The sequence below is a fragment of the Mycobacterium sp. IS-836 genome (genome assembly GCF_001954275.1).
GTDB lineage: Bacteria > Actinomycetota > Actinomycetes > Mycobacteriales > Mycobacteriaceae > Mycobacterium.
The window spans coordinates 88,370-103,891 of record NZ_MBEU01000068.1; the positions used below are offsets into that span (position 1 = coordinate 88,370).

At 68.1% G+C, this 15,522-nt stretch carries 12 protein-coding genes; 8 read left to right on the forward strand and 4 right to left on the reverse strand.

Features of this window, described 5'->3' with window-relative positions; all coding sequences use genetic code 11:
- Positions 1 to 37: 37 nt before the first annotated feature.
- Both A5747_RS18860 and A5747_RS18865 read left to right on the forward strand, forming a co-directional pair.
- Positions 38 to 1,219 carry an acetyl-CoA C-acetyltransferase gene (locus A5747_RS18860; RefSeq protein WP_076127038.1) on the forward strand — a complete coding sequence of 394 codons (1,182 nt, stop codon included), beginning with the start codon at positions 38 to 40 and terminating at the stop codon, positions 1,217 to 1,219.
- Positions 1,220 to 1,401: 182 nt separating this feature from the next.
- Complete coding sequence (locus tag A5747_RS18865; RefSeq protein ID WP_076127040.1) at positions 1,402 to 2,307, forward strand: tetratricopeptide repeat protein; 906 nt, start codon at positions 1,402 to 1,404, stop codon at positions 2,305 to 2,307.
- 22 nt (positions 2,308 to 2,329) lie between these two features.
- On the opposite strand, the gene glgB is transcribed toward A5747_RS18865, so the two are convergent.
- Together glgB and A5747_RS18875 are read right to left on the reverse strand one after the other, a co-directional pair.
- The gene (glgB, locus tag A5747_RS18870; protein ID WP_076127042.1) at positions 2,330 to 4,525 is read right to left on the reverse strand and encodes a 1,4-alpha-glucan branching protein GlgB; all 2,196 of its coding nucleotides are present in this window, start codon (positions 4,523 to 4,525) and stop codon (positions 2,330 to 2,332) included.
- A 6-nt stretch (positions 4,526 to 4,531) separates the two neighbouring features.
- Positions 4,532 to 6,631: an alpha-1,4-glucan--maltose-1-phosphate maltosyltransferase gene (locus A5747_RS18875; RefSeq protein ID WP_198938219.1), complete on the reverse strand. Its 2,100-nt coding sequence runs from the start codon at positions 6,629 to 6,631 to the stop codon at positions 4,532 to 4,534.
- Between the two features lie 225 nt (positions 6,632 to 6,856).
- Between A5747_RS18875 and glgP the strand changes: the two genes are divergently transcribed.
- The gene (glgP, locus tag A5747_RS18880) at positions 6,857 to 9,490 is read left to right on the forward strand and encodes an alpha-glucan family phosphorylase (protein ID WP_076127046.1); all 2,634 of its coding nucleotides are present in this window, start codon (positions 6,857 to 6,859) and stop codon (positions 9,488 to 9,490) included.
- Here glgP and A5747_RS18885 read toward each other — a convergent pair.
- Positions 9,474 to 11,483, reverse strand: a complete 2,010-nt coding sequence (locus A5747_RS18885; RefSeq protein WP_076127048.1) for an ATP-dependent DNA helicase — start codon at positions 11,481 to 11,483, stop codon at positions 9,474 to 9,476. The two genes, glgP and A5747_RS18885, sit on opposite strands and share 17 nt — an antisense overlap.
- Positions 11,484 to 11,486: 3 nt before the next feature.
- Positions 11,487 to 12,851 (reverse strand): nicotinate phosphoribosyltransferase, encoded by a 1,365-nt coding sequence (locus A5747_RS18890; RefSeq protein WP_369805141.1) that lies wholly within the window; start codon positions 12,849 to 12,851, stop codon positions 11,487 to 11,489.
- Between A5747_RS18890 and clpS the strand changes: the two genes are divergently transcribed.
- The 5 genes from clpS to A5747_RS18915 are packed head-to-tail and all read left to right on the forward strand — an operon-like array spanning position 12,850 to position 15,521.
- The gene (clpS, locus tag A5747_RS18895; protein ID WP_076127052.1) at positions 12,850 to 13,155 is read left to right on the forward strand and encodes an ATP-dependent Clp protease adapter ClpS; all 306 of its coding nucleotides are present in this window, start codon (positions 12,850 to 12,852) and stop codon (positions 13,153 to 13,155) included. The genes A5747_RS18890 and clpS overlap by 2 nt on opposite strands.
- Before the next feature lie 25 nt (positions 13,156 to 13,180).
- On the forward strand, positions 13,181 to 13,759 hold the full coding sequence (locus A5747_RS18900; protein ID WP_076127053.1) for a DUF2017 domain-containing protein: 579 nt from the start codon (positions 13,181 to 13,183) through the stop codon (positions 13,757 to 13,759).
- A complete protein-coding gene (locus A5747_RS18905) occupies positions 13,756 to 14,802 on the forward strand; it encodes a P1 family peptidase (protein ID WP_076127055.1) in 1,047 nt (348 codons plus the stop codon). The genes A5747_RS18900 and A5747_RS18905 overlap by 4 nt, the downstream gene beginning before the upstream one ends.
- 1 nt (position 14,803) lies before the next feature.
- Positions 14,804 to 15,217 carry a Mov34/MPN/PAD-1 family protein gene (locus A5747_RS18910; protein ID WP_076127057.1) on the forward strand — a complete coding sequence of 138 codons (414 nt, stop codon included), beginning with the start codon at positions 14,804 to 14,806 and terminating at the stop codon, positions 15,215 to 15,217.
- A gap of 22 nt (positions 15,218 to 15,239) precedes the next feature.
- Positions 15,240 to 15,521, forward strand: a complete 282-nt coding sequence (locus A5747_RS18915) for a MoaD/ThiS family protein (RefSeq protein WP_076060329.1) — start codon at positions 15,240 to 15,242, stop codon at positions 15,519 to 15,521.
- Position 15,522: the final 1 nt, after the last annotated feature.

Consider the following 15,522-nt stretch of genomic DNA (forward strand, 5'->3'; position numbering starts at 1 on the left):
AGCGGAAACGGCCGTTGGTGCACCCCAGGAGGAACTAATGACAACGTCGGTGATAGTTGCTGGGGCGCGGACACCTATCGGCAAGCTGATGGGGTCGCTGAAGGATTTCTCGGCCAGCGATCTGGGCGCCATCGCGATCGCGGGCGCGCTGGAGAAGGCCAAGGTGCCGGCGAGTGCGGTCGAGTACGTGATCATGGGTCAGGTGTTGACGGCCGGGGCCGGCCAGATGCCCGCCCGGCAGGCCGCGGTGGCGGCCGGTATTGGCTGGGACGTTCCGGCGCTGACGATCAACAAGATGTGCCTGTCCGGCATCGACGCCATCGCGCTGGCTGACCAGCTCATTCGTGCCGGCGAGTTCGACGTGGTGGTGGCCGGCGGCCAGGAGTCCATGACGAAGGCCCCGCACCTGCTGATGGACAGCCGCACCGGCTACAAGTACGGCGACGTGACGGTGCTGGACCACATGGCCTACGACGGCCTGCACGACGTGTTCACCGACCAGCCGATGGGCGCGCTCACCGAGCAGCGCAACGACGTCGACAAGTTCACCCGCGCCGAACAGGACGAGTTCGCTGCGCGGTCCCACCAAAAGGCGGCCGCGGCGTGGAAGGATGGCGTCTTCACCGACGAGGTTGTGCCCGTGAACATTCCGCAGCGCAAGGGCGATCCGCTGCAGTTCACCGAGGACGAGGGGATCCGCGCAAACACCACCGCCGAGTCTCTGGCCGGTCTCAAGCCGGCGTTTCGCAGTGACGGCACCATCACCGCCGGTTCGGCGTCGCAGATCTCCGACGGCGCGGCCGCCGTGGTCGTGATGAACAAGGACAAAGCGCAGCAGCTGGGGCTCAGCTGGCTGGTCGAGATCGGTGCGCACGGTGTCGTCGCCGGGCCCGATTCGACGCTGCAGTCGCAGCCGGCCAACGCGATCAAGAAGGCACTCGCCCGTGAGGGCATCTCCGTTGATCAGCTCGACGTGGTCGAGATCAACGAGGCGTTCTCGGCGGTGGCGCTGGCGTCGACGCGCGAACTCGGCGTGAATCCCGACATCGTCAACGTCAACGGCGGCGCGATTGCCGTCGGGCATCCGATCGGCATGTCGGGCGCCCGGATCACCCTGCATGCGGCGCTGGAACTGGCGCGCCGCGGCTCCGGCTACGGCGTGGCGGCGCTGTGCGGGGCCGGTGGCCAGGGCGACGCGCTGATTCTGCGGGCCGGTTAGCTGGACCGGACGGCATTGCTGGGGACCCGTGCGGGGAGCTGCGGGTGTGATTTTCGTCATACAGGCCGCTCGAGGGCCTTTCGGGCGCCGATTTCGGCGGGGTTTTGCCCCGCATGAGCACCGCATGAGCGCCGCGGCCACCGGGTGGATCGGTAGCCGACGCACATGACAGACTTGACGGCGTGACTCGTCCGCGACCCTCGATCGGACCCGCTTTGAGTGGTGCAGTCGATCTGTCCGGCCTCAAGCAACGAGCTCAACAGAACGCCTCGGCGGCCGGGCCCACGGCTGCGCCCGCGCCGGGCGCCACGGAGGTCACGGAGGCGAACTTCGAGAACGAAGTCCTGATCCGCTCCGACGAAGTTCCCGTGGTCGTGGCGCTGTGGTCGCCCCGCAGCGATGCCTGCGTCCAGCTGGTCGACACGCTGGGTGGCCTCGCCTCCGAGGACGGCGGCACGTGGTCGTTGGCGACGGTCAACGTCGACGTGGCGCCCCGGGTGGCGCAGATATTCGGTGTCGAGGCGGTCCCCACCGTGGTGGCTTTGGCTGCAGGGCAGCCGATCTCCAGCTTCCAGGGCGTGCAGCCCGCCGATCAATTGCGTCGCTGGCTGGACTCGATACTGTCGGCGACGGCCGGCAAGCTCAAGGGCCCCAGCGGTTCCGAGGGGCCCGCGGAAGTCGATCCCGAGTTGGCGGCGGCCCGGCAGCATCTCGAGGCCGGCGACTTCGAGGCCGCGAAGACGTCCTATGAAGCGCTGCTGGAGAAGAATCCCGGCAGCGTCGAGGCGAAGGCCGCGATCCGGCAGATCGACTTCCTCACTCGCGCAACGGCGCAGCGCCCGGATGCCGTCGCCGTCGCCGATGCCGCGCCGGACGACGTTGACGCGGCGTTCGCGGCCGCCGACGTTCAACTGCTCAACCAGGATGTGGGTGCGGCGTTCGCGCGGCTGATCGCGTTGGTGCGCAGCACATCCGGCGACGAGCGCACCAGGGTGCGTACCCGGCTGATCGAGCTGTTCGACCTCTTCGATCCGGCCGATCCCGAGGTGATCGCGGGTCGGCGCAACCTCGCCAACGCCCTTTACTGAGAGCCGTTGGGGCCCTTTATGTTCAGGCGGGCTCCAGCCACAACGCCGACGTGGGCGGCAACACCAGCACCGCCGAGGCCGGACGGCCATGCCACGGATCCTCGGTGGCGTCGACGCCACCGAGATTTCCAATGCCCGAGCCGTTGTAGACCGTTGCGTCGGTGTTGAGCACCTCGCGCCAGCGGCCCGCGCTGGGCAGCCCCAGCCGGTAGCCGCTGTGCTCGGAGCCCGCGAAGTTGAACACGCAGGCCATGACCGAACCGTCGCTGCCGTACCGCAGGAAGCTCAACACGTTGTTGGCCGAATCGTTCGCGTCGATCCAGGAGTAGCCCTCGGGGGTGGTGTCCTGGCTCCACAGCGCCGGATGGGTGCGGTAGATGTCGTTGATGTCACCCACGAGGCGCAGGACGCCGTTGGAGAAACCCACCTCGTCCAGCTGCCACCAGTCCAGGCCGTTCTGCTCGGACCACTCGGCGCGCTGCCCGAATTCCTGCCCCATGAACAGCAACTGCTTGCCCGGATGCGCCCACTGGTAGGCCAGCAGGCTGCGCAGGCCGGCGGCCTTGACGTGGTTGTTACCCGGCATCCGCCCCCACAATGTGCCCTTGCCGTGCACCACCTCGTCGTGGCTGAGCGGCAGCACGTAGTTCTCGCTGAACGCGTAGAGCATCGAGAACGTCATCTCGCCGTGGTGGTAGCTGCGGTGCACTGGATCGTGACTGATGTAGTCCAACGTGTCGTGCATCCAGCCCATGTTCCACTTCATCGAAAAGCCCAGGCCGCCAAGGCTCGTCGGCCGTGTCACCCCGGGCCACGAAGTCGATTCCTCGGCGATCGTGACGATGCCTGGTGCCGCCTTGTGCGCCGTGGCGTTCATCTCCTGCAGGAACTGCACCGCCTCGAGGTTCTCGCGCCCGCCGTAGATGTTGGGGGTCCAGCCGCCCTCCGGGCGCGAATAGTCCAGGTACAGCATCGACGCGACCGCGTCCACGCGTAAGCCGTCGATGTGGAATTCTTCGAGCCAGTACAACGCGTTGGCCACCAGGAAGTTGCGCACCTCCCGACGGCCGAAGTCGAAAACGTAAGTGCCCCAGTCGAGTTGCTCTCCGCGTTTGGGATCCGAATGCTCGTACAACGGGGTGCCGTCGAACCGTCCCAGCGCCCACGCGTCCTTAGGGAAGTGCGCGGGCACCCAGTCCACGATGACGCCGATGCCGGCTTGATGCAGCGCATCGACCAGCGCCCGGAAGTCGTCGGGTGTTCCGAACCGCGACGTCGGCGCGTAGTACGAGGTGACCTGGTATCCCCACGATCCGGCAAATGGGTGCTCGGCCACCGGGAGCAGCTCCACGTGGGTAAACCCATGTTCCACAACGTAATCCGTCAGCTCACGGGCCAGCTGGCGGTAGCTGAGCCCGGGACGCCACGAGCCCAGATGGACCTCGTAAGTGCTCATCGGCTCGAACACCGGGTTGCGCCGCGCGCGCCGGTCCATCCACTCATCGTCGGCCCACTGGTACTGGCTGACCGTCACACGCGATGCGGTGTGCGGCGGCACCTCGGTGGCGAAAGCGAACGGATCGGCTCGCTCGGTGACGACGCCGTCGGCGCCGTACACGCGGAACTTGTACAATCCGTCGACGGGGAACCCCGGCCAGAACAGCTCCCATACTCCGGACGAGCCCAGCACCCGCATGGGGGCGTCGGTGCCGGTCCAGCCGTTGAACTCGCCGATCAGGCTGACACCCTTGGCGTTGGGCGCCCACACGGCGAACGACACCCCGTTGACGACACCGTCGGCCGTGGTGAACGAGCGGGGGTGGGCGCCAAGCACTTCCCAGAGCCGCTCGTGTCGGCCTTCGGCGAACAGATGCAGGTCGATTTCGCCCAGGGTGGGCAGGAATCGGTAGGCGTCGGCGACCGTGTACGGGGCGGAACCTTCGTAGCTGATCTGCAGTCGGTAGTCGATCAGGTCGACGAACGGCAGCGCAACGGCGAACAGGCCCGAATCGATATGGCGCATCGGGAACCGGTCGTCGCCGACGATCGCGACGACTTCGGCCGCGTGCGGACGGAACGCCCGGATGACGGTGTGGTCGCCGTACTCGTGCGCGCCCAGGATGCCGTGCGGATTGTGGTGCGCCCCCGACACTAGGCGGGTCAGATCGGCGGGGTCAGGCGCTAGGTGCGCCCCGGCTAGTTGGTCAGCTCGGCTCACGTCCGCTCACCTCCTGCGTAGCAACGTGATTCGGGATTCGTACGGTATGAGCGGCATGTTGATGATGTGTGCGACCGCCTCAGCGGGGTCGATACGAATGTAGTTCGCTTGCCCCCATTGGAATTCTTGACCGGTTATCTCGTCGCGCACCCAAAACCGTTCGTACGGTTCCATACCCAATGCGGCCATGTCTAACCACAACGTGGCTTCTTCGGGCCCGAACGCATTGAGGGTCACCACGACGAGCACGCAATCTCCGGTGGCCGGGTCGAACTTGCTGTAGGCCAGCAACGCGTCGTTGTCCACACCGTGGAAGTGGATAGTGCGCAACTGCTGCAGCGCGGGATGCAGCCGGCGAATCGCGTTGAGCTGCTTGATGAGCGGCTCGAGTGATTTGCCTTCGGCGAGCGCGCCCGCGTAGTCGCGGGGCCGCAGTTCGTATTTCTCCGAATTCAGATACTCCTCGCTGCCTTCACGCACCGCGCGGTGCTCGAACAGCTCGTAACCGGAGTACATGCCCCACGCCGGGCTCATGGTCGCCGCCAGTACCGCGCGGATGGCGAACATGCCGGGGCCGTTGTGCTGCAGGATGGCGTGCAGGATGTCGGGGGTGTTGACGAACAGGTTCGGCCGGCGGAAGTCGGCGAGCGCGGCGATGTCGTTGCCGAATTCGGTGAGTTCCCATTTCGCGGTGCGCCAGGTGAAGTAGCTGTAGGACTGCGTGAAGCCCAGCTTGGCCAGCCCGTACTGGCGGGCCGGCGGGGTGAAAGCCTCCGAGAGGAACAGCACGTCGGGGTCGGCGTCCTTGACCTGACCGATCAGCCATGCCCAGAAGTCGGGCGGCTTGGTGTGCGGGTTGTCGACTCGAAAGAACTTGACGCCGTGGTCGATCCAGTGCCGGACGACGCGCAGCACTTCGTCGTAGAGGCCGACGGGATCGTTGTCGAAGTTGAGCGGATAGATGTCCTGGTACTTCTTCGGGGGGTTCTCCGCGTAGGCGATGGTGCCGTCCGGCAATTCGGTGAACCACTGCCGATGATCGCGGGCCCACGGGTGGTCCGGCGCGCATTGCAGCGCCAGATCCAACGCCACCTCCATGCCGAGATCGCGTGCGGCGGCGACGAAATCGTCGAAGTCGTCGATCGTGCCTAACTGGGGGTGAATGGCATCGTGGCCACCTTCGTCGCTGCCGATCGCCCATGGCGATCCCACGTCGCCGCGAGCGGCGGTCGGGGAGTTGTTGCGGCCCTTGCGATGTACCTTGCCGATCGGATGGATCGGCGGCAGGTAGACGACGTCGAAACCCATCTCGGCGATGCGGGGCAGCTCCGCGGCCGCCGTGGCGAAGGTGCCGTGCACCGGTTTGCCGGCGGCGTCCCACCCGCCGGTCGAGCGCGGAAACATCTCGTACCACGAGCCGAAGCGGGCCAGCGGCCGATCCACCCAGATCCCGAACTGCTCGCCCCGGGTGACGATGTCGCGCAACGGATAGTTGGTCAGAAGTTCATCGATCTCGGGCGACAGCGCGAGCGCCGTGCGCGTCACCGGGTCCCCGCGGGTCCGCAACGCCTTGGCGGCCGCCAGTAGGGGATCGCGCACCGCGCGCGGCACCCCGGTCGCGGCGCGCTCGAACAGCGCGGCACCGATCAACAGATCGTTGGACAGTTCGAGCTCGCCCTGGCCGGCATCCAGCTTGGCGACGAGTCCGTGCCGCCAGGTGTGGATCGGGTCTCCCCACCCGTCGACGCGGAACGTCCAGAGGCCCACTCGGTCGGGGGTGAATTGGCCGTGGAAAACGTACGGCTCCTGGCCCATCGTCATCCGAAGCTGCAGCGGCTTGACCCGTTCGGTCGCCTTGGCCCCTAAGTCTCGGCGCGCCGACACCGGCCGTTCCGGGGCCTGGACCGCCTTGATCCGGCGGGTCTCCGCTACCTGCGGATAGCGCGGCCCAAGGTATCGCACCACGAGGGTCGCCGCGACGGCCTCGTGGCCCTCACGCCACACCGTCGCACTGACCGGGACCATCTCACCGACCACGGCTTTGGCGGGGTAGGCGCCGCATGAAACGACGGGCTGGACGTTATCGATCTCGACACGACCGGGCACCACCACTCCGTTCCGATTGTGTGCGGCCAGACCGCGGAGTGCTGCGTCGCGGAATGCCTATCGTCGAAAAACTCTCTCCAGTGGGGATGGTTCTCTGCTCGGGAAGCATCTTTGCTGCCCAATAACTACCCGATACCCACCCTAGTGTCCGGCCACACACATGGGTCAAAAGCGGTGGCTGAGCTCGCCGTGCATGCGGGCGATTCCTCAGTAAGGTAGAGACGCGTGAAAGCCCTCCGCCGCTTTACCGTCCGTGCTCACCTACCCGAGCGCCTCGCCGCGCTGGACCAGCTGTCGAACAACCTGCGGTGGTCGTGGGACAAGCCGACGCAGGATCTCTTCGCCACCATCGAGCCGACGTTGTGGGAGCGTTGCGGCCGAGACCCGGTTGCGCTGCTGGGCGCCGTGAAGCCGGCCCGGCTTGACGAGTTGGCGCTCGACGAAGGGTTCCTGTCCCGGCTCGATGAACTCGCCGCCGAGCTGAACGACTACCTCAGCCGTCCACTGTGGTATCAGCAACACCAACAGTCCGGGGCCGCGATGCCGGCTGCCGTCGCCTACTTCTCGATGGAGTTCGGCATCGCCGAGGTGCTGCCCAATTACTCCGGCGGCCTGGGCATCCTCGCCGGTGACCACCTGAAGTCGGCCTCGGATCTCGGAGTGCCGCTGATCGCGGTGGGCCTCTACTACCGCTCCGGCTACTTCCGGCAGTCGCTGACGGCGGACGGCTGGCAGAACGAGACCTACCCGTCACTGGACCCGCAGGGCCTCCCGTTGCGGCTGCTGACCGACGCCACCGGTGATCCCGTGCTGGTAGAGCTGAGCCTGCCCGACTCGGCGCAGCTGCGGGCCCGGGTGTGGGTCGCGCAGGTGGGCCGCGTTCCGCTGCTGCTGCTGGATTCCGACGTGCCCGAGAACGAGCACGAACTGCGCAGCGTCACCGATCGCCTATACGGCGGCGATCAGGAGCATCGGATGCGGCAGGAGATCCTGGCGGGTATCGGCGGGGTACGGGCGATCCGCGCGTTCACCGCCATCGAAGGGCTGCCCGCGCCCGAGGTCTTTCACATGAACGAGGGCCACGCGGGATTCCTCGGAGCCGAGCGCATCCGCGAGCTGATCACCGATTCGGGATTGGATTTCGACACCGCGTTGGCCGTCGTGCGATCCAGCACCGTGTTCACCACGCACACGCCGGTGCCCGCCGGAATCGACCGCTTCCCCATCGAGATGGTGCGGCTCTACTTCGACGACCATCTCGACGACGAACCCGATAAGAAGCGCGGCCCGAGCGCGCCCATGTTGCTGCCCGGCGTGCCGACGGCGCGGATCATCGCGCTCGGTGCCGAAGACGACCCGGAGAAGTTCAACATGGCCCACATGGGTCTGCGACTTGCCCAGCGCGCCAACGGTGTCTCGTTGCTGCACGGTCGGGTGAGCCGCGCCATGTTCAACGAGCTTTGGCCCGGATTCGACCCCGGCGAGGTACCCATCGGGTCGATCACCAACGGCGTGCACGCGCGCACCTGGGCGGCGCCGCAGTGGTTGCAGCTGGGCCGCGAGCTGGCGGGGTCGAACTCGTTCAGTGATCCCGGTGTCTGGTTGCGCCTGCAGGAGGCCGACGCCGGTCATCTGTGGTGGATCCGGTCGCAACTACGGGCGCTGTTGGTCCAGGATGTGCGGGCGCGGCTGCGCCGCTCGTGGCTGGAACGTGGTGCCTCGGATGCTGAATTGAGCTGGATCGCAACCGCATTCGATCCCGATGTGCTCACCATCGGGTTCGCCCGGCGGGTGCCGACATACAAACGGCTGACCCTGATGCTGCGCGATCCGGACCGACTCGAACAGTTGTTGCTCGACGAACAACGACCGATTCAGCTGATCGTCGCCGGCAAGTCGCACCCGGCCGACGACGGGGGCAAGGCGTTGATCCAGCAGGTGGTGCGCTTCGCCGACCGGCCCGAGGTGCGCCACCGCATCGCGTTCTTGCCCGACTACGACATGTCGATGGCCCGGCTGTTGTACTGGGGCTGCGACGTCTGGTTGAACAATCCGCTGCGGCCCCTGGAAGCCTGCGGCACCTCGGGCATGAAGAGCGCGCTCAACGGCGGGTTGAACCTGTCCATCCGCGACGGTTGGTGGGACGAATGGTACGACGGCGAAAACGGTTGGGAGATACCGTCTGCCGACGGCCTGACCGACGAGGCCCGACGCGACGACCTGGAGTCCAGCGCGCTCTACAACCTGCTGGAGCAAGCGGTGGCACCGAAGTTCTACGAGCGCGACGAGCATGGGGTGCCGCCGCGGTGGATCGAAATGGTGCGCCACACCCTGCAGACGCTGGGCCCGAAAGTGCTGGCGTCGCGGATGGTGCGCGACTACGTCGAGAACTACTACACGCCGGCCGCGCAGTCATTGCGAAGGACGATCGCGCCGGTCGAGGGCGACGAGAGCGCCGGCGAGTTCGGCGCCGCCCGTGAGCTGGCCGCCTATCGCAGGCGCGCCGAAGAAGCCTGGCCGAAGATCGACATCACCGACGTCGACAGCACCGGCCTGCCGGATACTCCGGTGCTGGGCTCGAAACTGACCCTGACCGCGACCGTGCAACTGGCCGGGCTGGCACCCGACGAGGTCACCGTCCAGGCGTTGGTGGGCAGGGTGGACGCGGGCGACGCATTGCAGGACCCGCTGACAGTCGAGATGTCGTATACCGGCACGGCGGAAGGGGGCAACCAGGTCTTCTCGACCACGATGACGCTGCCGCTTGCCGGCGCGGTCGGATACACGGTGCGGGTGCTGCCCAACCATCCGATGCTGGCCGCCGGCAACGAGCTCGGCCTGGTCACCCTGGCCCGCTAGCCGGTTCGGCCGTGCGCAGCCGCTCGAGCGCCGCGCGGACCTGCGCGGCGTCGGTGGTCTGCCAAAACGGCGGCAGCGAGGCGCGCAGGTATCCGCCGTAGCGGGCGGTGGCCATCCGCGAATCGAGCACCGCGACGACGCCGCGGTCGGTGACACGGCGCAACAGCCGTCCCGACCCCTGCGCGAGCAGCAGCGCCGCGTGGCTGGCGGCGACGGCCATGAAGCCATTGCCGCCGCGCGCGGCGACCGCGCGCTGGCGAGCGCCCAGCAGTGGGTCGTCGGGGCGGGGGAACGGGATGCGGTCGATCATCACCAGCGACAGCGACGGGCCCGGCACGTCGACGCCCTGCCACAGCGACAGCGTGCCGAACAGCGAGGTCTCGGCGTCGGCGCTGAACTGCTCGACGAGCGCGGAGGTGCTGTCGTCGCCCTGGCACAGGACCGGGGTCGGCAGCCGTTCGCGCATTGCCTCGGCGGCGGCCCGGGCGGCCCGCATCGATGAGAACAATCCCAGCGTGCGCCCGCCGGCGGCGGTGATGAGGTCGGCGATCTCGGTCAGCTGCTCGGCCGAGCCGGTGCCGTCGCGGCCCGGCGGTGGCAGGTGGGCCGCCACGTAGAGGATGCCCGACTTCGCGTGGTGGAATGGCGATCCGACGTCAAGGCCACGCCAGGGTGGGTATTCGCCGGCGTCCGGTCCGGCCAGCCCCCACGCGGTCGCCATCGCGTCGAAGGATCCGCCAACCGTCAGGGTCGCCGACGTCAACACGGTCGTCGCCCGTCCGAACACCCGATCGCGCAGCAACGCGGCGACCGACAGCGGCGCCACCCGCAGCACGGGCCGCGGGGAACCGCGATTGTCCTCATGATCCAGCCAGACCACGTCCGTGCGATCGGGGATCGCCGGCGCGAAGGAGGCCAGGACGCGCGACGCCGTATCGGATATTTCGCTCAGCGCGGCAACCGCTTCGGCGCGCGCCGCGGCGGCCTTGGCGTCGCTGGTGGTGTCGATCGCCGAGCGTGCCGAACTGGCGCCGTCGCGCAGCGCGGCCAGATAGGTCGCCATCTCGTCGTCCAGACGGTCGATGCGGCCCGGTGTTGCATCGTGGATCGCGGCCCCGAAGTTGGCCGATGCCGCCTCCAGCCGCTGGGTTATCTCGGGCTCCACCAGCCGGGCAATCCGCCGGGATGCAACGCCGAGCGTGGCCGGCGTCAGCTCCGCGGTGGCCACCGACGTCACCCGGTCGACCAGCTCGTGCGCCTCGTCGACCACCAACAGCGCGTGCTCGGGCAGCACCGCCGATTCGGCAACGGCATCAATGGCCAGCAGGGCGTGGTTGGTGACGACGACGTCGGCGCGGCCGGCCGTCGTGCGCGCCCGTTCCGAAAAGCACTCGGTGCCGAACGGGCAGCGGGCCACGCCGAGGCATTCCCGCGCGGAAACGCTGACCTGCGACCAGGATCGTTCCGGCACACCGGGTTTGAGGTCGTCGCGGTCGCCGGTGTCGGTCGTCGAGGCCCACGCGGTGAGCCGCTGCACGTCGCGGCCCAGCGCGGTGACCGCCATCGCGTCGAAGAGCTCGTCCGGTGGCCGCTCGGCATCGGCATCGGTGTCGGCGGCGCTGCCGTTATGAATCTTGTTGAGACACAGGTAGTTCCGCCGTCCCTTGAGCAACGCGAATCGCGGTCGGCGGGGCAGCGAGTCGGCGAGCGAGTCGGCCAGCCGCGGTAGGTCGCGATCGACGAGCTGACGCTGCAGGGCAATGGTCGCCGTCGAAACCACGACCGGCGCCTCCTCGCCGATGGCGCGGACGATCGCGGGAACCAGATACGCCAGCGACTTGCCGGTGCCGGTGCCCGCCTGGACGACGAGGTGCTCGCCGGTTTCGAAGGCATGCGCCACGGCGCCGGCCATTTCCTGCTGGCCTCTGCGTTCGCTGCCGCCGAGCGCGGCCACCGCGGTGGCCAGTAACTCGGGCACGGACGCTTCGGGCATGGCTCAGAAGCCGACCCGCACGGTCGGGATCGCCGGTTCGCCGTGGGCCAGTTTCAGTCCCTCCCACGGCAGGCTGTGCAGCCCGGACGCCACCAGGTTTCGGGCGGCGGCCAGCGCCCCGGGCCCCGTTTCGGTCACGGCCTCCCCGCCGCGCACCAGCGGGACCGTCAGCACCCGGAACGGCTCGGTGGCTTCCGGCGGACTGCCGGCCGGATACAGCACCTCCTCGGTGATCGTGCCGGTGGGGCGGCAGCGCCGCAGCGCGTCTTTGTGGCCTCCGTCGGATTCCTTGTGGGCGCTGCGCTTGTGGACCGGCATGCCATCCACTTCGACCAACTTGTAGACCATGCTCGCGGTGGGCGCGCCCGAGCCGGTGACCAGTGACGTGCCGACGCCGTAGCTGTCCACCGGCTCGGCACGCAACGCGGCGATGGAGAACTCGTCGAGGTCGCCGGACACCACGATGCTGGTCCGGGTCGCGCCCAGCTGGTCGAGCTGCTCGCGCACCTGGCGCGCCAGCACGCCCAGCTCACCGGAGTCCAGGCGCACCCCGCCCAGCTCGGCGCCGGCGGCGGCCACGGCATTGGCGACGCCGGTCGTCACGTCATAGGTGTCCACCAGCAGCGTGGTTTGCGCGCCCAGCGCGTCGACCTGGGCACGAAATGCGGCGACTTCGTCGGGCCCGTCGCGCCGGGTGTGCACCATGGTGAAGGCGTGCGCGGCGGTGCCCTCGGTGGGGATCCCGTATCGCCGTTCGGCTTCCAGGTTGGACGTCGCGGTGAACCCGGCGATGTAGGCGGCGCGCGCCGCTGCCACCGCGGCGCGTTCGTGGGTTCGCCGTGATCCCATCTCGATCAGCGGTCGGTCCTGCGCGGCGCTGACCATTCGCGCCGCCGCGGATGCGATCGCGGTGTCGTGGTTGAAGATCGACAGCGCCAGGGTTTCGAGCACCACGCATTCGGCGAAGCTGCCGCTCACGGATAACACCGGCGAACCGGGGAAGTACAGCTCGCCTTCGGCGTAGCCGTCGATATCGCCACCGAAGCGGAAATCGCGGAGGTAGCGCAGCGTGTCGGCGTCCAGGAATTGCGCCAGCAGCTGACACGCGTCGTCGTCAAACCTGAACTGCGGCAACACTTCCAGCAGCCGGCCGGTGCCGGCGACCACACCGTAGCGGCGACCCTCGGGCAGGCGGCGGGCGAACAGTTCGAACGTGGTCTGGCGATGCGCGGTGCCGTCGCGCAGCGCCGCGGCCAGCATGGTCAACTCGTATTTGTCGGTTAGCAGCCCAGCGAGGGCCGGGTCGTTCATTCCGTAAAGGTAACGGCTGGCTGCGGGGGAGCCGTCTCTCGGTATCCTGGAGGCCATGGTTGTTGCGTCAGCACCCACCAAGCCTGGCACTACCGGACAACGCGAGTCCGCTCCGGTCCACGTCACGGCCAGTCCCTGGGTCACCATCGTGTGGGACGACCCGGTCAACCTGATGACCTACGTGACGTATGTTTTCCAGAAGTTGTTCGGCTACAGCGAGCCGCATGCCACCAAACTGATGCTGCAGGTGCACAACGAAGGCAAGGCGGTGGTGTCCGCGGGTAGCCGGGAGTCCATGGAAGTCGACGTGTCCAAACTGCACGCCGCCGGGTTGTGGGCGACGATGCAGCAGGACCGCTGAGATTCGAGGGCACCCGGGATTCCGCGTGCGCAAATGGAAGCGCGTCGAGACCGCAAACGGTCCCCGTTTTCGGTCCGCCTTGGCTCCGCATGAGGCGGACCTGCTCAAGAACCTCGTCACCGCGATGATCGGTTTGCTCGACGAGCGCGAATCTTCCTCGCCGGCAGACGAACTCGAGGAGATCACCGGTATCAAGACCGGAAACTCCGAACCGCCGCGGGAGTCGACGCTGCGGCGGCTGCTGCCCGATTTCTACAAATCCGACGAGGACGACCCCGCGCCCGATAAATCCGAAGGTCTCAACGCCGCGCTGCGCAGCCTGCACGAGCCGGCGATAATCAACGCCAAACGTGTTGCCGCACAGGAGTTGTTGGACACGCTGCCGGCCGAAGGCGGCCGGTTCGAACTGACCGAGGACGGCGCCAACGCGTGGATCGCGGCAGTCAACGACATTCGGCTGACTCTGGGCGTCCTGCTCGAAATCGGGCCCCAGGGCCCGGACCGCCTGCCATCGGATCATCCGTTGGCCGCGCATTACGACGTGTATCAGTGGCTGACCGTCTTGCAGGAATACCTGGTCCTGGTGCTGATGGGGCGCCAATGATCACCGACGTCGGGGGAATCCGCGTCGGTCATTACCAGCGACTGGACCCCGACGCGTCCATGGGCGCCGGTTGGGCATGCGGGGTGAGCGTCCTGTTGACCCCACCCGGGACGGTCGGCGGCGTTGATTGCCGCGGTGGCGCGCCCGGCACCCGCGAGACCGATCTGCTGGATCCGGTCAACACCGTGCGGTTCGTCGACGCGGTGTTGCTCGCCGGTGGCAGCGCCTACGGCCTGGCCGCCGCCGACGGCGTCATGCGCTGGCTGGAGGAGCACGAGCGCGGTGTGGCGATGGAGGGCGGCGTGGTGCCTATCGTGCCGTCGGCGGTGATCTTCGACCTGCCGGTCGGGGGCTGGGATCGCCGGCCGGACGCGGACTTCGGCTATCAAGCGGCGCTTGCCGCGAGCGATGAAGGGGTGCTCGTCGGGACGGTCGGCGCCGGGGTCGGGGCCCGCGCCGGTGTGCTCAAGGGCGGCATCGGGACCGCCTCGACGACGCTGCCGTCCGGCGTGACGGTCGGCGCGCTGGTCGCGGTGAACTCCGCTGGCGACGTCGTCGACCGGGCCACGGGCCTGCCGTGGATGGCGGCCCTGGCCGAGGAGTTCGCGCTGCGGCCGCCGCCGGCCGAGCAGATCGACGCGTTCGCCCGGCTGCCGTCGCCGTTGAGGCCGCTGAATACCACGATCGCGGTGGTGGCCACCGACGCTGCGCTGACTCCGGCGGCCTGCCGGCGTGTCGCGATCGCCGCCCACGACGGTCTGGCCCGCACCATCCGGCCGGCACACACACCGCTGGACGGCGACACCGTGTTCGCACTGGCCACCGGGGCCATCGAGGTGGCGCCGGCGGTCGGCTCGAAACCACCGCCCGCCGCATTTTCTCCGGAGACCGCGCTGACCACCGAGGTGGGCGCGGCCGCGGCCGACTGCCTGGCGCGGGCCGTGCTGGTCGGGGTCCTGGCCGCGGAGTCGGTGGCCGGAATACCCACCTACCGCGACATGTTGCCCGGAGCGTTCGGCCCGCAGGGGGAAGGGAAAGATTGACGTGCTGGTGATCCGTGCCGACCTGGTGGACGCCATGGTCGCCCACGCGCGTCGCGACCACCCCGACGAGGCGTGCGGGGTGCTGGCCGGCCCGGACGGCGCCGACCGTCCGGAGCGGCATATCGCGATGGTCAACGCCGAACGCTCGCCGACGTTTTATCGCTTCGACGCGCAAGAACAGCTGAAGGTGTGGCGGGCGATGGACGATGCCGACGAGGTTCCGGTCGTCATCTATCACTCGCACACCGCGACCGAGGCCTACCCGAGCCGCACCGATGTGAAGCTTGCCGCCGAGCCGGACGCGCACTACGTGCTGGTGTCCACCCGCGATCCCGACCGCCACGAGCTGCGCAGCTATCGCATCGTCGACGGCGTCGTCACCGAAGAACCTGTCGATATCGTCGAGCAGTACTGAACACAGTTCGAGAAAGGCCCGCATGAGCGTCACCGTGTCCATCCCGACCATCCTCCGGCCGCACACCGGCGGCGAGAAGCGCGTCTCGGCGAGCGGTGACACGCTGGGCGCGATCATCAGCGACCTGGAGGCCAACTACTCCGGCATCTCCGAGCGGCTGATCGATTCCGACAATCCAGGCAAGCTGCACCGCTTCGTGAACATCTACGTCAACGACGAGGACGTGCGCTTCTCCGGCGGCCTGGACACCACGGTCGCCGACGGCGACTCGGTGACCATCCTGCCCGCGGTGGCGGGCGGGTAAG

What these genes read in the sequence shown, in the direction of transcription:
- A5747_RS18860 (WP_076127038.1), top strand. Translation starts at nt 38, where the DNA reads ATGACAACGTCGGTGATAGTTGCTGGGGCGCGGACACCTATCGGCAAG.
- A5747_RS18885 (WP_076127048.1), bottom strand. Translation starts at nt 11,483, where the DNA reads ATGCCCGAAGCGTCCGTGCCCGAGTTACTGGCCACCGCGGTGGCCGCG.
- clpS (WP_076127052.1), top strand. Translation starts at nt 12,850, where the DNA reads ATGGTTGTTGCGTCAGCACCCACCAAGCCTGGCACTACCGGACAACGC.
- A5747_RS18890 (WP_369805141.1), bottom strand. Translation starts at nt 12,851, where the DNA reads ATGGCCTCCAGGATACCGAGAGACGGCTCCCCCGCAGCCAGCCGTTAC.
- A5747_RS18905 (WP_076127055.1), top strand. Translation starts at nt 13,756, where the DNA reads ATGATCACCGACGTCGGGGGAATCCGCGTCGGTCATTACCAGCGACTG.
- A5747_RS18915 (WP_076060329.1), top strand. Translation starts at nt 15,240, where the DNA reads ATGAGCGTCACCGTGTCCATCCCGACCATCCTCCGGCCGCACACCGGC.